General features: G+C 33.5%; 20 protein-coding genes and 1 tRNA gene. 10 read left to right on the top strand and 11 right to left on the bottom strand.

Annotated elements, in window-relative coordinates; translation table 11 throughout:
• Nucleotides 1–18: 18 nt before the first annotated feature.
• On the top strand, nt 19–312 hold the full coding sequence (locus ABD940_RS16145; RefSeq protein WP_345206232.1) for a helix-turn-helix domain-containing protein: 294 nt from the start codon (nt 19–21) through the stop codon (nt 310–312).
• Between the two features lie 68 nt (nt 313–380).
• Here the strand turns inward: ABD940_RS16145 and ABD940_RS16140 are convergent, their stop codons facing one another.
• Together ABD940_RS16140 and ABD940_RS16135 are read right to left on the bottom strand one after the other, a co-directional pair.
• A complete protein-coding gene (locus tag ABD940_RS16140; protein ID WP_345206229.1) occupies nt 381–1,724 on the bottom strand; it encodes an alkaline phosphatase family protein in 1,344 nt (447 codons plus the stop codon).
• Nucleotides 1,725–1,918: 194 nt separating this feature from the next.
• Nucleotides 1,919–1,989, bottom strand: a tRNA-Gln gene (locus tag ABD940_RS16135).
• Nucleotides 1,990–2,087: 98 nt separating this feature from the next.
• Here ABD940_RS16135 and ABD940_RS16130 point away from each other — a divergent pair.
• From ABD940_RS16130 to ABD940_RS16100, 7 genes are all read left to right on the top strand, one after another.
• The gene (locus tag ABD940_RS16130; protein ID WP_345206226.1) at nt 2,088–3,125 is read left to right on the top strand and encodes an AMP-binding protein; all 1,038 of its coding nucleotides are present in this window, start codon (nt 2,088–2,090) and stop codon (nt 3,123–3,125) included.
• On the top strand, nt 3,106–3,570 hold the full coding sequence (locus ABD940_RS16125) for a hypothetical protein (protein WP_345206222.1): 465 nt from the start codon (nt 3,106–3,108) through the stop codon (nt 3,568–3,570). Before ABD940_RS16130 ends, ABD940_RS16125 begins: the two co-directional genes overlap by 20 nt.
• Nucleotides 3,567–3,959 carry an alternative ribosome rescue aminoacyl-tRNA hydrolase ArfB gene (gene arfB, locus ABD940_RS16120; RefSeq protein ID WP_345206218.1) on the top strand — a complete coding sequence of 131 codons (393 nt, stop codon included), beginning with the start codon at nt 3,567–3,569 and terminating at the stop codon, nt 3,957–3,959. The genes ABD940_RS16125 and arfB overlap by 4 nt, the downstream gene beginning before the upstream one ends.
• A 66-nt stretch (nt 3,960–4,025) precedes the next feature.
• Complete coding sequence (locus ABD940_RS16115) at nt 4,026–4,997, top strand: deoxyhypusine synthase family protein (RefSeq protein WP_345206215.1); 972 nt, start codon at nt 4,026–4,028, stop codon at nt 4,995–4,997.
• A gap of 63 nt (nt 4,998–5,060) precedes the next feature.
• Nucleotides 5,061–6,152 (top strand): acyltransferase family protein, encoded by a 1,092-nt coding sequence (locus ABD940_RS16110; protein ID WP_345206212.1) that lies wholly within the window; start codon nt 5,061–5,063, stop codon nt 6,150–6,152.
• A 226-nt stretch (nt 6,153–6,378) separates the two neighbouring features.
• On the top strand, nt 6,379–6,675 hold the full coding sequence (locus ABD940_RS16105) for an MGMT family protein (protein WP_345206208.1): 297 nt from the start codon (nt 6,379–6,381) through the stop codon (nt 6,673–6,675).
• Nucleotides 6,676–6,777: 102 nt separating this feature from the next.
• Nucleotides 6,778–7,581: an alpha/beta hydrolase gene (locus tag ABD940_RS16100; protein ID WP_345206205.1), complete on the top strand. Its 804-nt coding sequence runs from the start codon at nt 6,778–6,780 to the stop codon at nt 7,579–7,581.
• A gap of 96 nt (nt 7,582–7,677) precedes the next feature.
• Here ABD940_RS16100 and htpG read toward each other — a convergent pair whose 3' ends face one another.
• From htpG to ABD940_RS16055, 9 genes are all read right to left on the bottom strand, one after another.
• Complete coding sequence (htpG, locus tag ABD940_RS16095; protein WP_345206200.1) at nt 7,678–9,570, bottom strand: molecular chaperone HtpG; 1,893 nt, start codon at nt 9,568–9,570, stop codon at nt 7,678–7,680.
• A 91-nt stretch (nt 9,571–9,661) separates the two neighbouring features.
• Nucleotides 9,662–10,390 (bottom strand): phosphodiester glycosidase family protein, encoded by a 729-nt coding sequence (locus ABD940_RS16090; protein ID WP_345206197.1) that lies wholly within the window; start codon nt 10,388–10,390, stop codon nt 9,662–9,664.
• A gap of 74 nt (nt 10,391–10,464) precedes the next feature.
• Nucleotides 10,465–11,466: a recombinase RecA gene (recA, locus tag ABD940_RS16085; protein WP_345206193.1), complete on the bottom strand. Its 1,002-nt coding sequence runs from the start codon at nt 11,464–11,466 to the stop codon at nt 10,465–10,467.
• A 258-nt stretch (nt 11,467–11,724) separates the two neighbouring features.
• Nucleotides 11,725–12,921: an oxygenase MpaB family protein gene (locus tag ABD940_RS16080; RefSeq protein WP_345206190.1), complete on the bottom strand. Its 1,197-nt coding sequence runs from the start codon at nt 12,919–12,921 to the stop codon at nt 11,725–11,727.
• Nucleotides 12,922–13,067: 146 nt separating this feature from the next.
• Nucleotides 13,068–13,847, bottom strand: coding sequence for a response regulator transcription factor (locus ABD940_RS16075; protein WP_345206186.1), 780 nt, complete (start codon nt 13,845–13,847; stop codon nt 13,068–13,070).
• A gap of 351 nt (nt 13,848–14,198) precedes the next feature.
• The gene (gap, locus tag ABD940_RS16070; protein ID WP_345206183.1) at nt 14,199–15,209 is read right to left on the bottom strand and encodes a type I glyceraldehyde-3-phosphate dehydrogenase; all 1,011 of its coding nucleotides are present in this window, start codon (nt 15,207–15,209) and stop codon (nt 14,199–14,201) included.
• A 30-nt stretch (nt 15,210–15,239) separates the two neighbouring features.
• The gene (pfkA, locus tag ABD940_RS16065; RefSeq protein ID WP_345206179.1) at nt 15,240–16,226 is read right to left on the bottom strand and encodes a 6-phosphofructokinase; all 987 of its coding nucleotides are present in this window, start codon (nt 16,224–16,226) and stop codon (nt 15,240–15,242) included.
• A 286-nt stretch (nt 16,227–16,512) separates the two neighbouring features.
• Nucleotides 16,513–17,271 carry a TIGR03915 family putative DNA repair protein gene (locus tag ABD940_RS16060; RefSeq protein WP_345206175.1) on the bottom strand — a complete coding sequence of 253 codons (759 nt, stop codon included), beginning with the start codon at nt 17,269–17,271 and terminating at the stop codon, nt 16,513–16,515.
• A 182-nt stretch (nt 17,272–17,453) separates the two neighbouring features.
• Nucleotides 17,454–18,713 (bottom strand): putative DNA modification/repair radical SAM protein, encoded by a 1,260-nt coding sequence (locus tag ABD940_RS16055; protein ID WP_345206172.1) that lies wholly within the window; start codon nt 18,711–18,713, stop codon nt 17,454–17,456.
• Nucleotides 18,714–18,858: 145 nt separating this feature from the next.
• Here ABD940_RS16055 and ABD940_RS16050 point away from each other — a divergent pair, with 145 nt between their 5' ends.
• Both ABD940_RS16050 and ABD940_RS16045 read left to right on the top strand, forming a co-directional pair.
• Complete coding sequence (locus tag ABD940_RS16050) at nt 18,859–20,187, top strand: hydroxymethylglutaryl-CoA reductase, degradative (protein ID WP_345206168.1); 1,329 nt, start codon at nt 18,859–18,861, stop codon at nt 20,185–20,187.
• A 196-nt stretch (nt 20,188–20,383) separates the two neighbouring features.
• Nucleotides 20,384–20,770 carry a DUF423 domain-containing protein gene (locus ABD940_RS16045; RefSeq protein WP_345206165.1) on the top strand — a complete coding sequence of 129 codons (387 nt, stop codon included), beginning with the start codon at nt 20,384–20,386 and terminating at the stop codon, nt 20,768–20,770.
• The last annotated feature ends 127 nt before the right edge of the window (nt 20,771–20,897 follow it).

Below are 20,897 nucleotides of genomic sequence, written 5' to 3'. Positions count from 1 at the left end.
CTACTAAAAGCGAAAGAGATGAAAATATGTGGTCAAAATATCAGGAAAATAAGAAGAAGTAAGGATCTTACGCAGGAATATATGGCTTTTGAGATGGGGATTTCTCAGAAAGCTTATTCTGATATCGAAAATTCTAAAGTGAAAATCAATCTCGAAATTTTAACCAAGATCTCAAATATTTTAGATATAAAACCTTCCGAAATTTGCAGTATTTCCCACAAATGCGGAAACAATGATTATGAAGATAAGTATAATGATTTGTTGGAGTATATGAAGAAAAATGGTATTTCTGTTCCAAATGAATATTTGTAGAATTAACTTCTTAAATATAAAAAGGCTGCTTCAAAATGAGGCAGCCTTTAATTTTTTGATTTAAAATTTTATTTAGCTAATAATCCAGGATAAAGAATTCCGTCTGTTTTTAGATTAAGATTTAATAAGTATGCAATTAATGGAGCAATATCTTCCTGTCCCATTAAAGGAATTACCGTCCCTTTTTTTATACCTTTTCCAAAAGCGACAAATCCTGTCTGAATTTCTTTGAAATCGGTTGGCAAATAACCGTGTGTTCCACCGTCGGCAGCTTTTAATAATTCTCCTGTAGCTGTTGCCCCAAAACTAATTCCCTGATAAGCAGCCAAAGCCAATGATGCTGTCGGATCTCCACTTGCTTCTGCAACTTGCTCTTTATTCAGAACATGGAACATTTTTTTGTATCCTTCAGGTAAATTATTCAGAAGTTCGTTTACTTTATTTAGAGTTGCTTTGTCATTAGGATTTTTTAAATGTAAAAATGCAGAACCTCCACTTGCCTGAAAATAAGCTTTCCAGTCTTCTTTTTTATCATTGTTATAAAGTCCTGCTTTTGCCAACATCACATTCGGATTAAACTGAGTATGAATATCTACAAAACCGTGATCTCCTGTAATAATAAATGTTGTGTTCTCGTCAATTCCTGTGGCAGTTGCAGCATCAATTAAAGTTTTGATTGCAACATCTGCTCCGACTACAGCCGAACGAACTTTATCTCCATCTCTTCCTTCTTCATGTTCGAAATGATCGGTTGCTGCAATGTGAAGTGCTAAAAAAGAAGGTTTGTATTTCCTTAGAATATAAGCAGCCATTCTTGCTTTGTTCTGATCTGTTACTGAGTAATCTAAGCTCGCTCCGTATTCTCCGAATTTACCCACTGCATAATCCTGCACTTCCTGAAAAAGTTCTTTCGGAGTAGATTCCATACTCATAGCTTTTACTTCGTCTTTTTTCTCACCTTTATTTTTTGGAAGATATACATATTCCGGTAAATTATAAGTGATAGGTGCTCCAACCGTTACGGGCCAGCTTACACCGGCAGTTGTAAGACCGGCTTCTTTGGCAACACTGAAAATTGTAGGAACTTTAATATCCTTATAAAACCAAAACCATTCTCCCGTAATTCCCAAAGGCTGAACAGGTGTGTTGTAATAAATACCATGTTTTGCAGGCAATACACCACTTACGATGGTTGTGTGAGAAGGGTAAGTAACGGTTGGGAAAGAACCACGAACACCTTCTGCATAAGCTCCTTTTCGCATCATTTGTCTTAGATTGACCATTGACCATTCAGTATTCATATAAAACTCAGGTCGTAAACCATCAACACTTATTAAAACCACATGATTTGACTTGTCTTGAGCTTTGGCTAATCCTACTGACAGCGCAAGAAAAAGGAATATTCTTTTCATTGTAAAAAATTTTTGCAAGATTAGAATATTAGTGTTAATCGAGCATGAACTGCTTATTAAATGTTTTGCATGAGAGATTATTTAGTAAGCATCTTATCAAGAATTATTTTTAGAACAAAAAATTATGAAATTTGGAGTATAAAATGTTAAAAGATTTATCAACAAAAAAACCACCCTCTAAAGGATGGTTTTCGTAGACCCACAGGGATTCGAACCCCGACTGACGGTACCAAAAACCGGAGTGCTACCGTTACACTATAGGTCTGTGTTATTTTGGTGAGGCAAATTTACAGCTTTTTTCATAATTTGCAAAAACTTTTTAAACTTTTTTTTAAATTTACTCTACTTTTATTCATGGAAATTATGCTGATAGACTTCAATAATCTCAATATTAATAAATTATCCTTCGAGACGGAATTTGAAAAAAAAATCAAAACTTTTTTAGAAGAATGGTTTTCGGATTCTGAAACGGTAAAAGTTCAGACATCCGGATCTACAGGTGTTCCGAAGGTTTTTGATATTGAAAAAAATAAAATGATTAATTCTTCGGAAATGACATGTGATTTTTTAGGATTGAAAGAAGGAGATAAGGCTTTAGTTTGTCTTCCTGTAGAATACATTTCAGGAAAAATGATGGTTGTACGTTCAATTATTAGAAAATTAAAATTAATTATTGTTGATCCGTCTACAAAACCGATTGAAAATTTAGAATCAGAAGTTGATTTCTGTGCAATGACTCCACTTCAGGTTGAAAACTCTTTGGATAAATTATATTTAATGAAAAATTTAATTATTGGTGGCGCATCAGTTTCGGAGAATTTGAAAAAAATAATTTTAAACAATAGTCAAAACTTACAATCAACTCGTATTTTTGAAACTTATGGAATGTCGGAAACGCTTTCTCATATAGGGTTAAAAAAAATTTTTCCTCATGCAGAAAATTATTTTACCGTTTTTGAAAATGTTGACATTTCTAAAGATGAGAGAGGTTGTTTAAAAATCTTTGCACCTAATTTAAATTCAGAAGTTTTACAAACTAATGATTTAGTTGAGATTAAAAATGAGAAACAGTTCAAATTTTTAGGACGAATAGATAATGTCATAAATTCCGGAGGAGCGAAAATTTTTCCCGAAGAGTTGGAAGCTTTAGTAAAAAAAGAAATCCCTAATGAAGTTGTTTTTCTTGGGATAGATGATGAAAGTTTGGGACAAAAATTAATAGCAGTTATCGAAGGAGAAAAATCGAAAGATTTGGTTGATAAATTTTCAGATATTTCTTTTGAGAAAAATTTTCATAAGCCTAAAAAAATTATTTTCATTGAAAAAATTCCAAGAACTCCAAATGGGAAGGTTTCAAGGTTAAATCTTTTAAAAATAATTAATGAAAAAAGAGATAATTAAAATTGTAATTTTATTTTTAGTTGCAATTGTCGGATGGATGTTTTGGGTAAAACAAGGTATAAAAGATGCTGCAATACAAGATAAATACGAACAATCTTTTTTTCAAAATAATATCTTAATAAATGGAAGAGTGAGCGGTATAAGTGATTCGGGAAATCACTGTTTCGGAATAATATATTTAAAAGATTTTGTAGGAAATGTAAAAGAATTTAATCCATACAAGAAAGATATTTTCCCCTATGCAATTAAAAATGATGAGGCTGAAATTTATTCATGGACGTGTTTGTATAATGTTGAGGCAGAAGATTCCATTATAATAAATTCAAATAACAGAAGTATATTAGTGATTAAAAAAGATTCAAGTGAAAAGATAGAAGGCAATCTCAGATTTGTTAATGAGGAAAAAGATTATATAAAAGAAAATTCAAAACTAAAATTCCAATGAAAGACTTTTCAAAAGAACTCAACTTCAAAACTTCCCGCAGCAGTGGAGCAGGAGGTCAGAATGTAAATAAAGTCGAAACTTCTGTGACTGTTCTTTGGAATGTTTCGGAATCTGAATTTTTTAATGATGATCAAAAAGATTTAATTCAAAACAAATTAAAAAACAGAATTAATGCAGAAGGTTTTTTATTCTTAACGGTTTCTGAAAGCCGGACGCAATTAATGAATAAGAACAAAGCCATCGAAAAAATTCTGGAAATTGTTGATAAGTCATTATTTATTCCCAAAAAACGTGTTGCTACGAAACCTTCAAAGGGACAAAAGCAAAAAAGATTGGATACGAAGAAAAAAATTTCGGATAAAAAAGAAAATAGAAGGTTTAAGTTTTAATATTCTTCCTGCTTCAAGCACCTATCTTCCAACCCAAAATTCTTATCTTTGCAAAAATTATAAAAAATGAGCAAACCGATTACCGAGTTCATAGAAAAATATTACCTGCATTTCAACGCAGCTGCATTGGTAGATGCTTCTAAAGGATATGTTGCACACCTTAAAGAAGGTGGAAAAATGATGATCACTTTGGCAGGAGCAATGTCTACTGCAGAATTGGGGAAAATCCTTGCAGAGATGATTCGTCAGGATAAAGTAGATTTCATTTCTTGTACGGGAGCAAACCTTGAAGAAGATCTAATGAACCTTGTAGCGCATTCTCACTACGAAAGAGTTCCTCATTACAGAGATTTAACAGCTCAGGATGAGTGGGATCTTTTGGAAAGAGGTCTGAACAGAGTTACCGATACTTGTATCCCTGAAGAAGAAGCTTTCAGAAGATTGCAAAAACATATCGTTGAGATCTGGAAAGATGCTGAATCAAAAGGAGAAAGATATTTCCCGCATGAATTTATGTATAAAATGATTCTTTCAGGAGTTTTGGAGCAGTATTACGAAATTCCTAGAGAAAATTCTTGGATGATCGCTGCGGCTGAGAAAAACTTGCCAATCGTGGTTCCGGGATGGGAAGATTCTACAATGGGTAACATTTTTGCTTCTTACTGTATCAAAGGTGAACTGACAGCTACAACAATGAAATCAGGTATCGAATATATGACGTATTTGGCTGATTGGTATACTAAAAATTCAGGTGGAAAAGGAGTTGGATTCTTCCAGATTGGTGGAGGTATTGCAGGAGATTTCCCGATCTGTGTTGTACCAATGTTGTATCAGGATATGGAAATGCATGACATTCCGTTCTGGTCTTATTTCTGTCAGATTTCGGATTCTACGACTTCTTACGGTTCTTATTCAGGAGCTGTTCCGAACGAGAAAATTACTTGGGGTAAACTAGATATCACTACACCGAAATTTATCGTTGAAAGTGATGCAACAATCTGTGCACCATTAATGTTCTCTTATATTTTAGAAAATTAATAATAGGATTATATAAATTTTAGATAAAAGGCTTATCATGTAAGCCTTTTATTTTTTTAGCTTTTGGAGAATCTCAGCAAAAATAAATTTGACGCTCTTACAGGAATGCGTGCTATTGCAGCGATTATGGTATTTGTTTATCATAACCGTAAATATTGGCGCGATGACTTGCCGTTTGTGGTATTGCGTTTTATCAGTGAATGGCATATTGGCGTAACTGTTTTTTTTGTTTTGAGTGGTTTTTTACTGGCTTACCGATATGAAGAAAAGCCTTTAGAATCCAAAAGATCTTATTTAAAATATATTTTACTTCGTATTGCAAGGATTTTTCCGCTATATTGGATTTTGTTGAGTGCCTATTTTTTAGATATTCCATATTCTAAAGGTGTAGATACTTATTTCCTGCAATATTCACTTTTTTATTCTTTATTTGATAAATATTCTGTTTCAGGAATCGTGCAGGCTTGGTCGCTTACCGTAGAATTTTTCTTTTATTTATTGGCACCGCTTTTATTTTCTTTATTAAAGAAAAGTTGGAAATATTGTATTTCTTTTTTAATAGGATTTTTTCTTTTAGGTTGGAGTATAAGTTATGGTCTGGATTGGTACAATGGTAATCCTGATGGTTTTTTATCGCCTTTTAAATTTATGGTCGGAAGTACTTTCTTCGGAAGAAGCCTTGAGTTCTTTTTCGGAATGCTGTTGGCTTATTTGATGAAAAAAGAGGAAGGAATACAGTTTTTAAAAAATCTGAAAAAACCGACACTTTTTGGTGGAATTTCAATTATAATTTTAACGATTTCGATTGCTTTTTTTGCCAGAAACAATTTTGTTCATGGCGTGGAACGTTGGGAAGGAAGAATAATTCATGAGATTTTTCTGCCTGTAGCAATTGCTGTTTTCTTTTGGGGATTGATGTCCGAAAAAACATTTGTTTCCAAAATATTGTCTACAAAAGTATTTGTTCTTTTGGGAAATGCGTCGTTCATTTTTTATCTGATCCATCTCAGTTATTTCAATATGAAACTGAAATCTTACATTTATTTACCGGATCATAATTTCGTTTTACTTTGGATTTGTTCGATCATTATTTATTTGGGAATCGAAAAGCCGCTTTATAATTGGTGTAGAGATTTGATTGCTAAAATTCGATAAAATTAATTATCATTAGAATTAATCTAAAGAATTAACCAGTATAAAATAACGGTACGCCAAAATTCCTTTCTGAAATTTCGTCAGTTTAGTGGGATCTTTATCACTCAACTTCGGTAATATTGCTTTATTCATTTTATTTAATAAGCGGAAAAACGATTTTTTCATAACTTTATATTTTTAGTGAATGGATTTTAAATGTAAAGTCCAAAAATGATGCAAAACAGATATGGACGAAATATTCAAACAACAAGTATGGGAAATTACTAAGCTTGTTCCTAAAGGCAGAGTAACAAGTTATGGAGCTATTGCAAAAGCAGTCGGCTATCCGAATCATTCGCGGCATGTAGGAAAAGCAATGGGAGGTTGCCCGAAAGATGTTCCTGCGCATCGTGTGATCTCAAGTTCGGGAACTTTATCTGTTCCGGAATTTCAAATAAAATTAGAAGCAGAAGGAATCGTTGTGGAAAACTTTAGAATCAAAAATTTCAAAAAATTGTTTTGGAATCCTTTGGAGGAGCTATAAAAATAAGAATTTTTACAATTCAGTATACTAAAGCTACAATTGAGTCTGTTTTTTTAGTCAGAAATATTTTGAAAGTTTAGTTTTGCTACATAAAATTAAACCATGAAAACAAAATTTTTACTTTCCGTACTTTTTTTATTCGCAATTTGCTTTTCTAAGGCGCAGATGGATGATAATTTTTATCAGCCTAATAAAATACTTCGTCCGATAGAAAATGTTAAATATGAAAATTTTTCTCTTCCCGTAAAAAATGATACGATCTCAGGAATTATTTTAAAACCTAAATCCGGAAAAATAAAAGCAACTGTTTTGTTTTTTCATGGAGCAGGAGGAAATGTTACGACCTATTTATTTATGACTAAACCTTTGGTTGATAATAATTTTCAGGTTGTGATGGTAGATTTTCGAGGCTATGGAAAGTCAACAGGAAAACCAACCCATCTTAATATCGTATCCGACGGACAATTATTTTTTAATAAAATGATTCAAAGACCTGAAATCGCGAATACAAAGATCATTCTCTACGGAGCTTCAATGGGTTCACAAATTGCCGCTCATTTAGCCAGAAATAATAAGGCTAAAATTGCCGGATTGGTAATGGACGGAAGTTTGTCTTCTTTCACGGATATTGCCATGTATTACAAACCTGAATATAAAGAAGTTATCTCCAAATATGTTGTTTCTCCTTATTCGGCTAAAGAAGATGTACAGGACATGGAAGGTCTTCCGAAACTTTTTATCCATAGCAAAGAAGATAAAGAGGTTCCTTATGAAGAAGGATATGAAAATTACTCAAAAGCCTCTCTGCCAAAAGAGTTTTTGGAATATTCAGGAAATCATTTGGAAGCGATGAATGGTAATTCTGAGAAAATTATTTTACAAATTGAGAAGATGTTGAATAAATAAGAGTTTTAGGTTTCGGGCGGCGAAGCCGCCCGAAACCTAAAATAAAAAACCCGGCGAAGCAAAGCTTCGCCGGGTTTTCAATATAAAATAGTCAAATTACTTTTCTAATTGCTTATAACTTCTTTGGATAAAGTCTGTCAAATCTTTACCGGTCAGCAAGTTTTGAGAAAGTTTAGCCAAATCTAGAGCATGTTTAATTAAACCTTCTTTTTCTTCAGTATTTTCAGTTTTCAATACCTGGTTTGCAAATTCGCTGTTTGAGTTGATCACCAGATTATACATTTCAGGGAAACCGCCCATTCCAAACATTCCGCCACCGCCTGTAGCCTGCATTTCTTTCATTCTTCTCATGAATTCCGGCTGTGTGATGGTAAATGGAGCATCATTACTGTCTAAATCTTCAAGCTGAACTGTGAATTTCTTATCATTGATGGCTTCTTCTACATTTTTCTTTAACGATTCTTTTTCAGTTTCATTTAATTTAGAAATAACTGGCTCATCTTTTTTGATCAGATTATTTACATGATCGGCATCAACTCTTACAAAAGAAACTTTTTCTTTTGAAGTTTCAAGCTTCTGAATAACGTGAGAAACTACAGGAGAATCTAACAAAATAACTTCATAACCTTTATCTTTTGCAGATTGAATATAGCCGTGTTGTGCATCCGAATTCGAAGCATAAAGAACAACCAAATTACCGTCTTTATCTGTCTGGTTAAGCTTGATTTTTTCTTCTAATTCATTCCAAAGGAAATATTTCCCGTCAGTTGTTGGATATAATGTGAATTTATCAGATTTTTCAGCAAACTTTTCTTCCGTTACAATTCCGTATTCGATCACAACTTTAATGTCGTTCCATTTTTGTTCGTAATCTTCACGGTTTTCATTGATTAAAGAAGACATTTTGTCGGCAACTTTTTTCGTGATGTAAGAAGAGATTTTCTTCACCGCACCGTCCGCTTGTAAGTAAGAACGTGAAACATTCAACGGAATATCCGGAGAATCGATCACTCCACGAAGAAGCATTAAGAAATCCGGAACGATTCCTTTCACTTCATCCGTTACAAAAACCTGATTTTGATATAATTGGATTTTATCTTTTTCAATATTTAAATTGTTGCTCAATTTCGGGAAGAATAAAACACCTGTCAAATTAAAAGGATAATCAACATTCAAATGAATATTAAATAAAGGCTCCTCAAACTGCATCGGATACAATTCGTGGTAGAATTTCATGTAATCTTCAGTTGTTAATTCGCTCGGAGCAATCGTCCAGGCTGGAGTAGGATTATTGATGATATTATCAACTTCTTCTGTTTCTGCAACTGCATCTTCAGGAGCATCTTCCGGCAAAGGTAATGTGTGAGTTTTTGTTCCAAATTTAATCGGAACAGGCATAAATTTGTTATATTTCAACAACAATTCACGGATTTTTCCTTCTTCTAAAAATTCTACAGAATCTTCTGCAATGTGAAGAATGATTTCCGTTCCTCTATCAGTTTTATCAGTTGTTTCTTCTAATGTAAATTCAGGGCTTCCGTCGCAAACCCAACGAACTGCAGGCTCATCTTTATAAGATTTTGTTAAGATTTCAACTTTCTCTGCAACCATAAATGCAGAATAAAATCCAAGTCCGAAATGACCGATAATTCCTGAATCTTTTGCCGAATCCTTATATTTTTCCAAGAACTCTTCAGCTCCCGAAAAAGCCACCTGATTGATATATTTTTCAACTTCTTCACCAGTCATCCCGATTCCCTGATCGATGATGGTAAGTGTTTTATTTTCTTTATCGATTTTAACTTCAAGTTTCGGATTTCCGTACTCAACTTTTGCTTCTCCAATGCTTGTTAAATGTTTCAATTTTAACGTAGCATCAGTTGCATTAGAGATTAGCTCTCTTAAAAATATTTCGTGGTCGCTGTATAAAAACTTTTTAATAAGGGGAAAAATATTTTCTACAGATACATTGATATTTCCTTTAGTCATAATAATTTTTGTTTTTTTAATTTCCTATTCTTTCTCAAAAAAAATACCGTTTGAGGAAAAGTGACATTTTGGCATTATTTGTCAATTGAAATTATTTTCCTTTTGTGATACCTATCATTACTCCAAAATCCCCATCTTCCTGAATCCATTTTTCTTCCGGAAAATATGTTCTTGAAACAAAACCATCAAGATATAAGGCATTTTTGCAACCTAAATTCTTGAACAATAATGCAAAGTTGTAGAAATTTATTTTTTTCTTAGACATCGCAAAGATCAAGTCTCCATTTTTCATTATTCCGACACCGTTTCTTATATTTAAATTATTTGAATTTTTCTGAAAAACGGGATTTATATTTTCATTAATAATAAGCAGTGGTCCGGATTGTGTGGCAAATTTCATATTTGAATTCTGTTTAAAATGCTCCGTTGAAACAATTGCAGATTCATTAGATTTTGTAATATAGAAAACACCGTTTGGTTTTAAATAAAAATTTCCTTCACCACTCAAAGTATCGATCGGGTTTAATATTTTAAAGTTTTCGATATACAATCCTTTTGGAATATTGTTTTGAATGAACATTCCGCCATTCATAGCGAATTTCAAATCTTTATTTTTTGTATTGAGGTATTTTTTTAAATTTTGAATACTTTTTAATGGATGGTTTTGGTCATCTTTCCAGAAAAACTCAATGTTTTCTTTCTTTGTATTGGTAGAATAAATGACAAAATCATTATTGAGAGATTCTTCTTTATTACAAGACAACACGATTGTGAATACAAAAAAGATTAATATTTTAGATAAAATATTTAGTTTCATCATAAATTTATTTTAAAATTAAGATAAAAAAAGGCAGCTTAAAAAAGCTGCCTTTCAATATTTTCAAAATCAAAAAACTATTTGTTCTTCAATTCTTCTTTTATTTTGTTTTCCAATTCTTCAGCAAGTTCAGGGTTATCTTTCAATACATCCTTCACTGCATCACGACCTTGTCCTAGTTTTGTTTCTTCATAGCTGAACCAAGAACCACTTTTCTTTACAATTCCCTGTTCTACGGCCTGATCCAGAATTTCTCCTGTTTTAGAAACTCCTTCACCGTACATAATATCGAATTCAGCCATTTTGAAAGGTGGAGCTACTTTATTTTTCACAATTTTCACTTTCACACGGCTTCCGATTGCTTCATCTCCGTTTTTAATTGGTGCACTTGCTTTTCTGATGTCTACTCTTACAGAAGCATAGAATTTCAATGCATTACCACCGGTTGTAGTTTCAGGATTTCCGAACATTACTCCGATTTTCTCTCTCAACTGGTTGATGAAGATTACCGTACATTTTGTTCTTGAAATTGTAGCCGTTAATTTTCTCAACGCCTGAGACATTAATCTTGCATGAAGACCCATTTTAGAATCTCCCATTTCTCCTTCAATCTCTGCTTTTGGTGTAAGAGCTGCAACCGAGTCAATTACAACGATATCGATAGCTCCTGAACGGATCAGGTTATCTGCAATTTCCAAAGCCTGTTCACCGTTATCTGGCTGAGAAATGATCAGGTTTTCAAGGTCAATTCCTAATTTTCCTGCATAACCTCTGTCAAAAGCATGCTCTGCATCAATGAATGCCGCAATTCCTCCTGCTTTTTGAGCTTCGGCAATAGCGTGAAGTGTTAAAGTTGTTTTACCGGAAGATTCAGGTCCGTAGATTTCGATGATTCTTCCTCTCGGATATCCACCTACTCCAAGAGCGATGTCTAATCCTAAAGATCCGGAAGGAATAACTTCAATTGTAGTGTCAATAGTACTGTCTCCCAAAGTCATTACAGTCCCTTTTCCGTATGTTTTATCTAGCTTGTCAAGCACTAATGCAAGTGCTTTTTTCTTATCGTCAATGTTACTCATCTGTCGTTTAAATAATTTATCAAAAATACAAAAATTTACAGTCCTAAACTAATATTATTTCTCTTATGGAATTGTTTTTATAGTTAAAAAAATATAAAATTTTGTTGCTGTCGGGAAATTTTCGGTGTTGTTATTTTTTGGAGCTTTTTCGCGCTTTCCGTTGCAATCTTTTTTTTCAAAAAAGGATTTCCACTTCAATCACGGCTAGGATTTTCAGTGTATAAATAACAGAAGGGATAAAATCGGCTTAAGAAGAATTTAATGAAAATTTGAATTTTGGGTAATGTTGTGATAATCGCTCAGAACCTTCATTTGATCTTTATTTCCTTTATTGATTCTGGCTTGTCGACTGACTAGATTATCGTAAATTTTATTAATGATCCATTTTGTTCGTGGAAAAGCTTTTCTGTTGCTTACTTTGGGTATTTGAAGCCTTTTACAAACCTCATCGTCAAGCAGAAACCAAGTACAGCAAATGTGTAAATAACGAAGATTCTTTCTTTGAAATTTATACTTTAAAATAGGATTTTCTAATGATTCATTTAATAAGGAATGAGCAAGAAGTACAGAATCTTTGTCGGCAGAAGGCTGAACAGAAGTCCATAAATAAAAATATTGAGTTGCCTGTTTTTTGTCGTTTGGTAGCAGATTTTCAGGAATTCCCAATATATATCCAACGTACTTCCAAAGGTGAAAAATACCTTTTTCTTCCGCATCGGAAAATGTATTTCCCAATTTATGAAGGCTGTGCATAAAAACCAAGCTGAAACCGATATAAGTTGCCATCATATCCCATGAATTGATGGGTTCTCCCCAGTTTTTAGTGTCCCAGTCTTTATAATGTTTTTTAATGGAAAGTCTTGCGTAAGAATGGATTAGTCGGGTTTTTATAGCGAATTCGTAACCTTTTTTATGAATTTCCAATGCATCATATCTTGTTACATTTACCCAAAAATCCAATGTCTCGGAAAGTCTTTTTACAGCTCCTTTTTTTAAAGCTTCAGTTGCGATCAAAGGTTTGTTGAGATATGCATAATCGTAGCCTCCAATTAAACAATAATCCCGAAGCGAAATCAAAGAATCGAGATTGCTTCTCATGCACAATTCTGCGCCGCTTTTGATTAAATTATAATCCAGCCAGTCGGGAATTTTTTGTGTCTGAAGAAAAAGCTGTTTTACACTTTCAGGAACATTATCGTTTTCAGAAACTCCATTTCGGATGTAACCCTCTATTTCTCTTGATGCTTCGTGAAATTTTTGAGTTAAATAAACATCTTTTACAACCTGATCGCCAATTTCATCAACATGATAAAAATAAGGGGAAAATTTTTCAAAATCTTTGAAACTTACCTCTGTTCCGGAAAATTCGAGTAGCTGTTTTCCGTTACCTTTCGCCCAAAAGTCTTTGAAATGTGTCGAATCCTTAAAATATGGTTGTAAAATCGTGTTTTCCATTACGCATAAAAGTACAAGTTTTACGCCGAAATTCCGAAGTGAGATTTATCAGATTTTTAATTGAACGTAAGATACAAATTTGCTTTACTTATGAATTTCTGGTCAGTCAATTTATTATTGGTTAAGAATTTAACTGCTCATTGAAATTAAATTAACCCCCATTCAAAAGCTTTTTTCAATAATTCCTTACTGTTTCTGGAACTTGTTTTAGCTAAAATATTTTTTCGATGTGTGCGAACGGTATGTTCCGATAGGATCAACATTTTCGAAATTTCTGATCCTGAATATCCTTTTGCGATAAATGATAAGATTTCAGTTTCTCTTTTAGTTAAGTTTACTTCTTGAAAGCTTTTAAATGTTGGCAGATTTTCAATTTTTATCTGATGAAATTCGTTTCTCGGTCCGATTCCTGTAACTAAAACCGTATTTGGATTTTCTTTGGTAATATGATTGATATTTGTATGAATATTAATGGCTTGTATCAGATTTTTATCTTCATCCTCCATTGTGAGAATAGCTTGATGATGGAAAAGTTCGTAGTTTCCTTTCGCTGTCTTCATCCTGAAACAGTAGCTGGATTTTAAATAAAGATGATTGTCTTTCCCGATTTCTTCCATTTTCTGAATTACTTTTTCTTCAGCTTTTAAGATAAACTGAATGTCGTCGGGATGCGTAAGATCAATAACTTCTTTTAAATTTTCAGGATATTTTTTTAACCCATGAATTTTTAAAATATTTGGATGATGATTAGAAAGTGTACTGTTGGTGAGGTTTAAGACATAATAATAGAATTCTCCGATAGCAAACATTTCCCCAATGATCCGCTCAATAGGAGGAGTATTGGAAACCTGTTTGTTTTCTTTTCTTATCCCTGAATAAGAGTTCCAGACTTCAACTAAAGGATGTTTTTTCTCGGAATTATCCATATCTAAGTTATGTGACTAAAATAGTTAAAGTTTTCTTAAAAATACCACAAAAGGGGGATTTTTTTGTATTGATAAAATTTTAAAATTTGTATTGATCAATAACCATGAAAACTCATTCTAAAATTGTACCGTTTTTACAGGATCATATATTCGTAATTTACTTATAAAACACAATTTTATCATAAAGGTAAACATATGTCAAAAATAGTTTAGAGTTTTCTGTTAGCTGTTTGAAAATGATAAACTTGAATCCTCTGCAATTTGTAGGGGATTCATTAATTTTATATTGAAATTGATAAAACAAAAAAACCTTCCAATTCGGAAGGTTTTATATTTAAAGCTAAAACTTTATTAGTTAGATAAAGAAGCAGCGTGGATTAACATATCAACCAACTTGTTAGAATAACCCATTTCATTGTCATACCAAGAAACAAGTTTTACGAAGTTAGGAGAAAGCATAATTCCAGCGTCTTTATCGAAGATTGAAGTTCTCTTATCTCCGATGAAATCTTGAGAAACTACAGCATCTTCAGTGTATCCAAGAATACCTTTCAATTCACCTTCAGAAGCAGCTTTGATTACTGAACAGATTTCTTCATAAGAAGCAGCTTTTTCAATTCTCACTGTTAAATCTACTACAGAAACGTCAACAGTTGGTACTCTGAAAGACATACCTGTTAATTTTCCGTTTAATGAAGGGATTACTTTTCCTACCGCTTTTGCAGCCCCTGTAGAAGAAGGAATAATATTGTTTAGAGCAGCTCTACCACCTCTCCAGTCTTTCGCTGAAGGACCGTCAACAGTTTTCTGAGTTGCAGTTGTAGCATGTACAGTTGTCATCAAACCTTCTACGATTCCGAAGTTATCGTGAATTACTTTAGCCAAAGGAGCTAAACAGTTTGTAGTACAAGAAGCGTTTGATAAGATTTTTACATCGTCAGTAAGTTCTGTGTGGTTTACACCCATTACGAACATTGGAGTATCATCTTTAGAAGGAGCAGAAAGGATTACTTTCTTAGCACCTGCAGTAATATGTTTTGCAGCACTGTCTTTATCTAAGAATAAACCTGTAGATTCTACTACGTAATCAGCACCGATTTCGTTCCACTTAAGGTTACTTGGATCTCTTTCAGCTGTTACTCTGATTCTTTTTCCGTTTACCACAAGATCATTTCCTTCTACAGAAACCTCACCCGGGAAAATACCGTGAACTGAATCATATTTAAGCATATAAGCCATGTATGTAGCATCGATAAGGTCATTGATTCCTACTACTTCGATGTTGTCTCTTTCAGTCATTGCTCTGAAAACAAGACGTCCAATTCTACCAAACCCGTTGATACCTACTTTAATTGTTGACATAATAGTTTGTTTTAAATTATATTAAAAATATTAGATTGCTAAAATTTCTGAAATCAGTAAAAGATCCTTATTGATTTCGTTATGTTTTTTAATGGCTTCTTCTATTGGTGTGTAAACCAAATCGTTGGAACGCATTCCTGCCATTACGTTATTTTGTCCTTCCATTAATCCTGTTACTGCTCCGTAACCCAATCTGCTTGCCAAAACTCTGTCGGCACAGCTCGGAGAACCTCCTCTTTGCATGTGTCCCAAAATTGCTACACGAATGTCATAATCAGGGAATGCAACTTTTGTTTTTTCTGCCAGTTCATAAACATTGGCTAACTTTTCACCTTCCGCTACTACAACTATACTTGAAGATTTTCCTGATTTTTCAGCCGTTCTGAAATTGGCAAAAAGCTCATCGATACTGTCTTTTTTCTCAGGAATTAAAATATCTAAAGCTCCAGTTGCCAATCCGCTGTTCAAAGCGATGAATCCGGCATCACGACCCATTACTTCCACAAAGAAAACTCTGTTGTGGGAAGTTGCCGTATCACGGATTTTGTCGATTGCATCCATTGCTGTGTTCAAGGCAGTGTCATAACCGATGGTATTATCCGTTCCGAAAATATCATTATCAATCGTTCCGGGAACACCAATTACGCGGATTCCGAATTCTTCATTGAAGACTTTTGCCCCTGTGAAAGTTCCGTCTCCACCGATACAAACCAAACCTTCAATTCCATATTTTACACAGTTTTCGTAGGCTTTTTGACGACCTTCTTTGGTTCTAAATTCCTGGGATCTTGCAGATTTCAGAATAGTTCCGCCCTGGTTGATTATATTTTTTACGGAACGAGGTCCCATTTTCAGGAAATCATCGTGGATTAAGCCATTGTAGCCTTCTCTTACTCCGTAACATTCTATGTTATAATAGTTTGCGGTCCTTACCACCGCTCTTAATGCTGCATTCATACCCGGAGAATCGCCTCCTGAAGTAAGAACTGCAATTTTTTTTACAGCACTCTCTTTCATCTAGTAAAAAATTTCGAACACAAATTTACAAAAACAAGTTCAGATAATAGTAGTAACTTTATAAGAGTTTTGAATATTAATTATTAAAAACTTCTAAAATTTGTCGGTTTGAAAATATATTTCGCAGTTTTAGTCTCGGAATTATTAACGCTCAAATTATATCTAAATTGAAATTTTTTTCGAAAAAAAATAAAGATATGGTGAATCGTTTCAGTAGCAATAAAAACTTAGCAGAATATTAGTATAAATTTTCAAGTCTTGAACTTTGTTTCGAAATAAAAGAAAATCAATGTTTTTCGGTAAGGTATTTCCAGTATCTTCTCGGAACGTGTTGAATATGTAATTTTAAATTCTTTCTTTCTACGATATTAGTTTTCGTAAAATACCGTTGCCAAAGCGTTTGATATTGAGTTTCCTCATCATGAAACTTCTGTTGGTATTTGTTTAAATCTAATTTTTCATCAGGATAAAAAAAGTCACAAGTGTCCAAATCATAGAGAAGCCCATAATTTCTTCTCAAATCATAAATCATCCACTTTTGATCCTGATAACGGTCTTTAAAATGTTTTCGAATCAACGGAAGTACATTGAAATCAGGATCTATTTTAGCAAAAAATACCTCATCCTGCATTTTTTCAAAGCGAACAAACGCTGTCATTCGATGTCTTTCACGACTTACGGATTTGCAGATTTTTGAGATTTTTAAAATATCATTGTCAGCATAATTCTGCAGGATATTTTCGTCGGGATGTTTAATAGATTGCCTTACTGCAGACAAAATAAGCTGCTCCAAATCTGATTCTTCTGATAAAAAAACTTTTAACAATTCATGAATTCCGGATTTTCCGATATTTTGTTCCAATTTATTCAAAACTCTTTCAGCTTTATCATTTTGAGTGATCACTTCATGGATTTCTGCAAAAATATTTTCCTGATGAAACCTTTCTCTGCTTGCAATTTCCACATCTTTATAACGATATTCAAAAACTTCAAATATCGCTGTGAAAAGTCCGTCGAAACTGCCGTCGTAGAGTAGAGTGGTCATGATTTAGTGTAACAATATAACAATTCAATTATTGCGTCTCAATTGTCATTTCGACGAAGGAGAAATCTATTATTTTTGATAGATTCTTCACTTCACTTTGTTCCGTTCTGAATGACAACTAAAAGTTTTTTTAAATAGATTTGTATTATTCCTGTAAAATACCAGTGCAATTTATGTTTAAATCAAAACAAAGTCAACTGCTGCGAAAACTGATTATGAAATTTCGAAGAACTTCCTCCAATCAATAATTTCTTCAGATTCTGATTTGTTAAATATTTTAAAAAAGCATTTCCAGCATTAAAATCAATAAAATATTTTGCTCGATTCACCGCTGCTCCCAATTTTTTCAGATGATCCATGTTCAAAACCTGAAAACGTCTTGCGCTAACAATTTTTTGTGCTGTTTTTACTCCAATTCCGGGAATTCTTAAAATCATCTGATAATCCGCAGTCTGCAAATTAACAGGAAACTGATCAAGATGTCTCAAAGCCCAGCATAATTTTGGGTCAACTTCCAAATCAAGAAACGGCATATTCGGATCTAAAATTTCCTCAGCCTTAAAACCATAAAAACGCATCAGCCAATCCGATTGATACAAACGGTTCTCACGAAGCATTGGAACTTCTGTCGTCAAAGAAGGCAATCTTTTATCTTCCAAAACCGGAACGTATCCTGAATAATAAACCCTTTTCAGATTAAAATTTTTATAAAAATGATCCGCAACTTTAATAATCTGTAAGTCATTTTCATTCGTTGCGCCCACAATCATTTGCGTAGATTGTCCTGCAGGAGCAAACTTCGGAACTTTCCTGAAAAGTTTCTTCTCGTCTTTATATTGTGCAATTCCGTTCTGAATATATTTCATCGGATTAAGCATATCCTGTCGATTTTTTTCAGGAGCCAATAATTTCAATCCACTTTCAGTCGGAATTTCAAGATTAATAGATAATCGGTCGGCATATAAAGCGGCTTCCTGCATCAGAATATCACTTGCTCCAGGAATTGATTTTAAATGAATATATCCATTGAAATTTTCTTCAAGACGCAGTTTTTTCGCAACACGAACCAAACGTTCCATCGTTGTATCCGCATTTTTGAAAATTCCTGAACTTAAAAATAACCCTTCAATATAATTTCTTCGGTAAAAATTAATTGTTAAATCAACAACCTCTTCAACCGTAAAAGCGGCTCTTTTAATATCATTCGAACTTCTGGAAACGCAGTAGGCACAATCATAAATACAATGATTGGTCAAAAGAATTTTGAGAAGCGAAACACATCGCCCGTCTTCCGTATAGGTATGACAAATCCCGCTTGCGGAACTGTCTCCCAAAGCGCCCTTTTTGTTCTTTCTCGAGCCACCGCTTGACGAACAGGAAACATCATATTTCGCTGCATCGGCAAGGATTTCAAGTTTTTCTTTCAGGCGGTCAAAATTCATAATTTTAATTGAAAATGTTATTTTTAAGAATTATATTCTATTCAAATGTAGTTCCAAAATTGATAAATGTCAACCTTTTTTGATAGAAGTTATCAACAATTGGCAGAGACAAAATTACTATATTTACGGTCATTAAATTTATGTTATGAATCATAAACCGGTAGAAGGTTTTTCCAAATTGACAAAACAAGGAAAAATCAATTGGCTTGTAAACGAATATCTTGAAGGAAATACAGAATATCAAAATATATTAAATCAATACTGGAACGAAAATGCTGATCTTCAGAAGCTTCACGATGAATTTTCTGAAAACACGATTTCCAACTTTTATATGCCTTACGGAATTGCCCCAAATTTCCTGATTGACGGGAAATTATTTGCTCTTCCGATGGCTGTTGAAGAAAGTTCTGTGGTTGCGGCGGCTTCAAAGGCTGCAAAATTCTGGATCGATAAAGGGGGCTTTAAAACAACAATCATTAATAACGAAAAGTTAGGTCATACACATTTTATATTCGATGTAGAGTCTCATAAATTACAACATTTCTTTAATTTTAATTTAAAGAAAAAATTGTTGGAAGCTACAGAAGCTATCACTGCAAATATGAGAAATCGTGGCGGTGGAATTTTAGATATAAAATTAATAGATAAAACTTCCGAAATGCACAATTATTATCAGCTTAAAGCAAGTTTTGATACAGTAGATTCTATGGGGGCGAACTTTATTAATTCCTGTCTGGAGCAATTCGGGAAAACTTTAAAACAGGAAGTTGCGACAAGTGAAGAGTTTACTCAGGAAGAGAAAAATTCTTTACAGATTGTAATGAATATTCTTTCCAACTTTACACCGGATTGTGTCGTAAGAGCCGAAGTTTCTTGTAAAATCGAAGATTTAAAAGACGACAGTGGAATTTCCAACGAAGAATTTGCAAGAAAATTCAAACAGGCGGTAACGATTGCTGAGATCGAACCTTTCAGAGCAACTACTCATAACAAAGGAATTATGAATGGAGTAGACGCAGTTGTTATTGCAACAGGAAATGATTTCAGAGCAACGGAAGCTTGTGCGCATGCATATGCTGCGAGAAACGGAAAATATTCTTCTTTAACACATTGTACAACCGATAACGGAATTTTCAGATTTTGGATCGATCTTCCGATTTCTGTAGGTGTTGTTGGTGGTTTAACGAATCTTCACCCGTTGGTAAAATTCTCTTTGGCTCTTCTTGGAAAACCTTCAGCTCAGGAATTAATGAGCATTTTAGCGGTTTCCGGATTGGCGCAAAATTTTGGGGCATTACGTTCTTTGGTGACAACCGGAATTCAGAAAGGTCACATGAAAATGCACTTACTGAATATTTTAAACCAAATGGGAGCTACAGAAGAAGAAAAACAGCATTTTGTAACGTATTTTAAAGATAAAACGGTAACTCATCACGAAGTTATCAATGAATTTAACAGATTAAGAGCTCAATAATGTTTGGAATTATTGTTTCTGCTTTTATGCTGGCTTTCGGGATTTTTCTGAAAATAACACAAAATCCAGGTTTTGCCCGAAATAAAAAATTCGCTTGGGTTTTTATTGCAATCGGTGCTGTATCACTGGTATTTAAAATTTTAAACTATAAATAAAAACAGTTTTACTTAAAAACTTGTTGGAATAAATCAATAAAATGAAAACAATTACTTTAGTCTTTGGAGCCGTTTATGGAATGCTATCCGTAATTTTAGGAGCATTTGGCGCGCACGCTTTAAAGAAAATTTTGTCTGTAGAAAGGCTTGAAAGTTTTGAAACAGGAGTGAGATATCAAATGTATGCTGCATTTTTCCTACTAATTGTAGGCTACATTTTGAAATTTGAAACCAAAACAGAAAACTGGATTTCGTGGCTGATGATTTTTGGAACGATATTATTTTCTTTCAGTATTTACGGCTTGAGTATGCAGGATTATTTAGGCACAAACCTTAAATTTTTAGGACCAATCACTCCGCTTGGAGGTTTGTTGATGATCTTAAGCTGGGGAATGCTTATTTTTCATTTTGCGAAGAATAGAGTTTAAATTTAGGATAAAAAGTTAACTGTCTGGCTAAAAAAGCGCGAGCGAAGCGAGCGTCAAAACAGTTAGTATTAGCAATGTCATGCTGGGTTTGTCGAAGCATCTTTAACGTTTTATAAGCTAAATTTTC

Source organism: Chryseobacterium ginsengisoli (assembly GCF_039542325.1).
In the GTDB taxonomy this organism is placed as follows: Bacteria; Bacteroidota; Bacteroidia; order Flavobacteriales; family Weeksellaceae; genus Chryseobacterium; species Chryseobacterium ginsengisoli.
This window is presented reverse-complemented; position numbering and strand designations above follow the sequence as displayed.